This is a genomic window from Piscinibacter sp. (assembly GCF_050175855.1).
GTDB lineage: Bacteria > Pseudomonadota > Gammaproteobacteria > Burkholderiales > Burkholderiaceae_C > Piscinibacter.
The window spans coordinates 1-6,000 of record NZ_JBFXIO010000325.1 but is presented as its reverse complement, the minus strand read 5'-3'; the positions used below and the strand labels follow the sequence as shown (position 1 = coordinate 6,000).

Genomic DNA, 6,000 nt, shown 5'->3' with positions numbered 1-6,000 from the left:
CCGGCGACTGGCTGGTGTTCGGCTCCGAGAGCGCCGGCCTGCCCGAGGCTGTGCGCGAATCCTTCGCGCCGGCGCAGCGCCTGCGGCTGCCGATGCGCGCCGGCCAGCGCAGCCTGAACCTGAGCAACGCGGTGGCGGTGGCGGTGTTCGAGGCCTGGCGGCAGTGCGGCTACGCCGGTGCCACGCCGCCCACGCGTCCGGTCACTCCGGCTTGACGCCGGCCGCGGCGATCACCTTCGCCCAGCGCTCGCGTTCGCTGGCCATCAGGTTGGCCAGGGCGGCGGGGGCGGTTCCCGCCGCGCTGAAATATTGCGCCAGCATCTTCGTGCGCACTTCGTCGCTGCGGATGATGCGCACGAGTTCGCGCGACACCCGCTCGACGATGGCCGCAGGCGTCTTCGCGGGTGCGAGCACGGCCTGCCAGGAGACTGCCTCGAAGCCGGCGAAGCCCTGCTCGGCCAGGGTCGGGAACTCGGGCAGCGCGGCCGTGCGGCCCAGCGTCGAGACCGCGAGGCCGCGCAGCTTGCCGGCGCGCACCTGGCCCATCGCAATGCCCGGCACCATGAAACCGGCCTGCACCTGGCCGGCGAGCAAGGCGTTGACCACCTGAGGGAAGCCCTGATAGGGCACGTGCACGAGATCGATGCCGGCGCGCGCCTTGAAGAGCTCCATCGCCAGGTGCGATGCGCTGCCGTTGCCCACGCTGCCGTAGTTGAGCTCGCCGCGGCGCGACTTCGCGACCTTGACAAAATCGGCCAGCGACTCGGCACCGAGCTTCGGGTCGATGACGAGCAGGTTCGGCGAGGTGGCCACCAGGCTGATCGGCGCCAGCTCCTTCGCCGGGTCGTACGGCAGGGCCTTGCTCAGCAGCGGTGCGGTGACCAGCGGCCCCTGGATGGTGAACAGCAGCGTGTGGCCGTCGGGCTCGGCCTTGGCGACGAAGCCGGTGCCGACATTGCCGCCCGCCCCCGGCCGGTTGTCGACCACCACCGGCTGCCCCAGCGCGGCAGCCAGCGGCTCGGCGATCAGTCGGCCGATGAGGTCAGGCGAGCTGCCCGGCGGGAACGGCACGACCAGCTTGATCGGTCGCGACGGCCAGGCCTGTGCGAACGCGGGCAGCGCCAGCCCCGCGGCGGAAGCGGCGGCGGCACGGATCAGATGTCGACGAAGCATCGCGGCTCCTTGCACGGGTTCAGTGTTCCGGCCGCGATTCGCGGCCCATCAGCGCGCCGAGCGCCTGCGCCGGCGAGAAGCGCCCTTCGAGCACGCCGACCACCGCCTCGGTGATCGGCATGTCCACCTGCAGACCCTGCGCGCGGCGCAGCACGGTGGCGGCGCTGAGCACGCCCTCGGCCACGTGGCCCAGCTCGGCGAGGATCTGCGGCAGTGCCAGCCCCTGGGCCAGGCGCAGGCCGACCTGGCGGTTGCGCGAGAGGTCACCCGTGGTGGTGAGCACCAGGTCGCCCAGGCCGGACAATCCCATGAAGGTCTCGGCGCGTGCCCCGAGGGCGACGCCCAGGCGCGTCATCTCGGCCAGGCCTCGGGTGATCAGCGCGGCGCGCGCGTTCAGGCCGAGCGACATGCCGTCGGCGATGCCGGTGGCGATCGCCATCACGTTCTTCACCGCGCCGCCAACCTCGACGCCGATCGGGTCGGTCGAGGTATAGACGCGCAGGCTGTCGCCGTGGAAGGCCTCCACCGCGCGTTCGGCGAGCGCCGCATCGCTGCTGGCGGCCACCAGCGCGGTGGGCTGGCCGCGTGCCACCTCGATGGCGAAGCTGGGGCCGGAGAGTACGCCGCAGCGCAGCGCCGGCGCCACGTCGCGTGCGATCTCATGGCCGAGCCGGCCACTGCCTTCCTGGAAGCCCTTGCACAGCCACAGCACGCCCGCCGCATCGGCCGGCAGGCGTGCGAGCATGCCTTCGAGGCCCGACATCGGCGTGCCGATGACGATCAGCCCGTCGCGGCCGTGCGCGACGGCTTCGTCGAAGTCGGCGGTGATGGCCAGCGGCGCAGGCAGCGCTGCCTCCGGCAGGTAGCGGGTGTTGCGGCGCTCGCGCTGGATGGCTGTGGCCTGCGCCGCATCACGCGCCCACAGCAGCGTGGGCTGGCGGCTGCAGGCGCTGGCGGCCAGCGCGGTGCCCCACGCCCCGGCGCCCAGTACCGTCAGGTTCATGGGCGGGGCGCGTTCGGCCTCAGTTGGCGCTGGTGATGATGCCCGAGCCGTTCTGCGCGGCCGCCTGGGCGCGCTGGGCTTCGTACATCGCCTGGAAGTTCACTTCGGCCAGCATCACCGGCGGGAAGCCGGCGCGCGTGCAGACGTCGGAGACGATCGCGCGCAGGTACGGGTAGACGATGCCCGGGCAGGCAATGCCGATGATCTGGTCGAGCTGCTCCGCCGGGATGTTGCGGATCTCGAAGATGCCCGCCTGCTTGGCCTCGACGAGGAACAGGACCTTGTCGCCGACCTTGGTGGTGACCGTGGCCGTGACCGCGACCTCGTAGATGCCGTCGGCGATGGCTTCCGCGCCCAGGCCGAGCTGGATGTCGACCGCCGGCTGCGACTGCTCGAGCAGGATCTGCGGCGAATTGGGCTGCTCCAGCGACAGGTCCTTCAGGTACATGCGCTGGATCTGGAACACCGGGGTCTGGTTGTCGTCGGCCATGGGAATCTCTGTGGTGGTTTCGGCCGCCGAAGTGGCGGCGAGCCGCGGATTATCGCCCGCGGCGGTTGTCGGCCCGGCGCCTCAGCCCTGCAGCATCGGCACGAGCCCGCCGCGCTGGTCGAGCGCGATCAGGTCGTCGCAGCCGCCCACGTGGGTCTCGCCGATGAAGATCTGCGGCACGGTGCGGCGGCCGGTGATCTGCATCATGTGGTCGCGCTGGGCGGAATCGAGGTCGATGCGGATCTCCTCGATCTGATCGACGCCACGCTGCTTGAGCAGCGCCTTGGCGCGCTGGCAGTACGGGCAGACCTGGGTGGTGTACATCTTCACGGCAGCCATGGCGGATCCTTCGCGTGGGTTCAGGCGGACTTCTCGATCGGCAGGTTGGCCTCGCGCCACGCCGCCAGCCCGCCGGCCAGCACGTGGGGCTTCTCGAAGCCCAGCTTCTTCAGCGTCGCCGCGGCACGCACGGCGCGCGTGCCCGAAGGGCACACCAGCACGACCGGCAGAGTCTTGTTCTTCGGCAGGTCGCCCGAGCCGTCCAGGCTGCCCAGCGGCACGTTCTTCGAACCCGTCACGTGCGCGCCGGCGTACTCCGCAGGCTCGCTGACGTCGATCAGCACCGCTTTCTCGCGGTTGATCAGTTGCACCGCCTGCGCCGGGGTGACTCGGCCGGCGCCGCCGCCGCGCCCGAGCAGCGGCCACAGCAGCAGGCCGCCGGAGACGATGGCGGTGAAGAAGAGGAACCAGTTGTCGATGAAGAACTTCAAGGGGGGCCTTCGGGTGCCGGCAGGCAAAGCCCGAATTATAGAATTCGGACCCTGCCTGTCCGGGTCTGCCCTGGACGATCCCCCCACCGACCGAATCCCCACGCTCCATGCACAAGCTCGTCCTGATCCGCCACGGCGAATCGACCTGGAACCTCGAGAACCGCTTCACCGGCTGGACCGACGTCGGGTTGACACCCACCGGCGTGGCACAGGCCATGGAGGCCGGCCGCCTGCTCAAGGCCGAGGGCTACGAGTTCGACGTGGTCTACACCTCGGTGCTGCAGCGTGCGATCTGGACCACCTGGTATGCCTTGCACGAGCTGGACCGCCACTGGCTGCCCGTGATCAAGCACTGGCGCCTGAACGAGCGCCACTACGGCGCGCTGCAGGGCCTGAACAAGGCCGAGACGGCGAAGAAGTTCGGCGACGAGCAGGTGCTGGTGTGGCGGCGCAGCTACGACACGCCGCCGCCGGCGCTCGAGGCCACCGACCCGCGCTGCGAGCGCGGCGATCGCCGCTACGAGAAGCTCGCCGACGGCGAGGTACCGCTGACCGAATGCCTGAAGGACACGGTGGCGCGCGTGCTGCCGTACTGGAACGACACCATCGCCCCGGCGATCCGCAGCGGCCAGCGCGTGCTGATCTCGGCGCACGGCAACAGCATCCGCGCGCTGGTGAAGTACCTCGACGGCATCTCCGACGACGCCATCGTCGGGCTGAACATCCCCAACGGCATCCCGCTGGTCTACGAGCTCGATGCGAACCTGAAGCCGATCCGCCGCTACTACCTCGGCGATGCCGAGGCGGCGGCCAAGGCGGCGGCGGCGGTGGCCAACCAGGGCAAGGCCTGAGCCCGGCGCCTCGGCATCACTCCTGGATGCCGAACAGCCGCTCCGGCGGCATGCGCAGCACGAACTTCGACTCCGACGCCGTCGCGGTGATCGCGAACTCCGGCTTTGCGGTGTCGCGCATCACGGTGTTGACGTGCGGCATGCCATGGCGGTCGGTCACGCTGGCGGCCAGCGGCGTGCGCGCGTCGCTGCTGCGCCGCACCACCACCGCCAGTTCGCCCGACTTGAGCTGCACGAACTCGCCCGGCGGGTAGATGCCGAACTCCTTGATGATGGCCGCCGACGCGGGCGCGCCGCCGCTGTCCTGGTAGAGCTGGCGCGCCGCCACCTGCGGGCTCAGCGGTGGGCGCAGCGCACGCGGCGCCATCTTGGCCATGAACACGTCGATGCAGCGCAGCACGGTGGGGAGCTCGCCGACCTCGTGCAGCCCCTGCGGATAGCCGCTGCCGTCGGAGCGCTCGTGGTGATCCGCCACGGCTGTGAGCCAGGCGTCGTCGGCGATGCCGGCCGCCTGCAGCATCTTCACGCCGACACCGGGATGGGCGCGGATCATCTCCATCTGCGGCGGCGTCGGTGGCGAGCCCTGCGCGGCCATGCGGCCCTGCAGATCGAGGATCGCCACGTTCATCGTCAGCGCCGCGCGCATCAGCGTGCGCTTGCGGGCCTCGTCCCAGCCGAGCCGGCGCGCCATCAGCAAGGCCACCAGCGCGCAGTGCACCGAGTGCGCGAGCGCGTAGATGGTCAGGCGCTTGGGGTCCTGCCGCACCGTGAGGTAGATCGCGATGTCGGGGTCGCGCAGCGTCAGCGTCTCGATGCGCTCGCGCACCTCGTCGATGCGTTCGGCGAAGCCGGGCTCGGCGATGCTGCGCAGCGCGCGGTCGAGCTGCCACAGCACCTGCTCCCATTGGGCGAAGAGGCTTGCCGGCCGCTTCTTCTCGGCCTCGGCTCGGGAGGCCGCGGCACGCACCTCCTCGATGTCGACGCTCGCGCCCCGCTCGAGCAGGGCGGCGAGCTGCGCCTCGCTGCCGATCACGTGGCCGCGGGCGAGCAGCAGCTGGCCGTGCTCGTCACGCACGCCCCAGGGCAGGGGTTCGCCGAGGCGGACCTGGCTCGCCACGAGCCGCAACAAGTGCATGAGGACCCTCCCGGACCGGAACGGTCACGAGTATGGGCGTCTCGCACACTCAACGAACATCAGCGATTGCCCTCGCCAGCATCGGTGCGACCGTGACAACGTTGGAGGAATGCGGCACCGCATCGGTGCTCCACACGCGGCGGATGCCCGCCGCGGCGAGCCGATCGAGCGCATCGCCGCCGAACAGCGCGTGCACCACGGCCACGTCGATGGTGGCGACACCGCGTGCTCGCAGCGCCTGAGCGGCCTGCACCAGCGTGTGGCCGGTACTGGCCACGTCATCGATGAGCACGACTTCGCGGCCGGTGATGTCGACGTGCGGAAGTTCGACCTCGACGTCACGATCGCCGCGCCGCGTCTTGCGACACACGAGGCCTTCCAGCCCGGTGACCTCGCCGGCCGCGCGCACCCACTGCAGGGCCTCCTCGTCGGGGCCGACCAGCAGCGGCTTCGCCGTGCCCGACCACTGGGCGGCGATCCACTGCCCGAGCAGCGGCGCCGCCGTGAGCGCGATGCCCTTCGACCCGGGCATCACCTCGTCGAGCGAGGCGATGCGGTGCAGGTGCGGATCGATGGTG

9 protein-coding genes are annotated in these 6,000 nt (G+C 70.9%); 2 read left to right on the top strand and 7 right to left on the bottom strand.

The window, feature by feature from the left end:
• A partial coding sequence (locus tag AB7U92_RS20315) for a tRNA (cytidine(34)-2'-O)-methyltransferase (RefSeq protein ID WP_428581222.1) occupies positions 1-215 on the top strand: 215 nt, incomplete at its 5' end.
• Here AB7U92_RS20315 and AB7U92_RS20310 read toward each other — a convergent pair.
• The 5 genes from AB7U92_RS20310 to AB7U92_RS20290 form a co-directional block, all read right to left on the bottom strand.
• Positions 202-1,173, bottom strand: coding sequence for a Bug family tripartite tricarboxylate transporter substrate binding protein (locus tag AB7U92_RS20310; RefSeq protein WP_428581219.1), 972 nt, complete (start codon positions 1,171-1,173; stop codon positions 202-204). The genes AB7U92_RS20315 and AB7U92_RS20310 overlap by 14 nt on opposite strands.
• Before the next feature lie 19 nt (positions 1,174-1,192).
• Positions 1,193-2,176 carry an NAD(P)H-dependent glycerol-3-phosphate dehydrogenase gene (locus AB7U92_RS20305; RefSeq protein WP_428581216.1) on the bottom strand — a complete coding sequence of 328 codons (984 nt, stop codon included), beginning with the start codon at positions 2,174-2,176 and terminating at the stop codon, positions 1,193-1,195.
• A 19-nt stretch (positions 2,177-2,195) separates the two neighbouring features.
• Positions 2,196-2,666, bottom strand: coding sequence for a protein-export chaperone SecB (secB, locus tag AB7U92_RS20300; protein ID WP_428581213.1), 471 nt, complete (start codon positions 2,664-2,666; stop codon positions 2,196-2,198).
• An 81-nt stretch (positions 2,667-2,747) separates the two neighbouring features.
• Positions 2,748-3,005 (bottom strand): glutaredoxin 3, encoded by a 258-nt coding sequence (gene grxC, locus AB7U92_RS20295; RefSeq protein ID WP_428581209.1) that lies wholly within the window; start codon positions 3,003-3,005, stop codon positions 2,748-2,750.
• Between the two features lie 20 nt (positions 3,006-3,025).
• Positions 3,026-3,436: a rhodanese-like domain-containing protein gene (locus AB7U92_RS20290; protein ID WP_428581206.1), complete on the bottom strand. Its 411-nt coding sequence runs from the start codon at positions 3,434-3,436 to the stop codon at positions 3,026-3,028.
• A gap of 107 nt (positions 3,437-3,543) precedes the next feature.
• On the opposite strand from AB7U92_RS20290, the gene gpmA reads away from it, so the two are divergent.
• A complete protein-coding gene (gene gpmA / locus AB7U92_RS20285) occupies positions 3,544-4,287 on the top strand; it encodes a 2,3-diphosphoglycerate-dependent phosphoglycerate mutase (RefSeq protein ID WP_428581203.1) in 744 nt (247 codons plus the stop codon).
• A gap of 16 nt (positions 4,288-4,303) precedes the next feature.
• Here gpmA and AB7U92_RS20280 read toward each other — a convergent pair whose 3' ends face one another.
• Positions 4,304-5,422, bottom strand: coding sequence for an HD-GYP domain-containing protein (locus AB7U92_RS20280; protein ID WP_428581200.1), 1,119 nt, complete (start codon positions 5,420-5,422; stop codon positions 4,304-4,306).
• A 49-nt stretch (positions 5,423-5,471) separates the two neighbouring features.
• Positions 5,472-6,000 (bottom strand): ribose-phosphate diphosphokinase (prs, locus tag AB7U92_RS20275; RefSeq protein ID WP_428581197.1); only part of this gene is annotated, 529 nt, incomplete at its 5' end.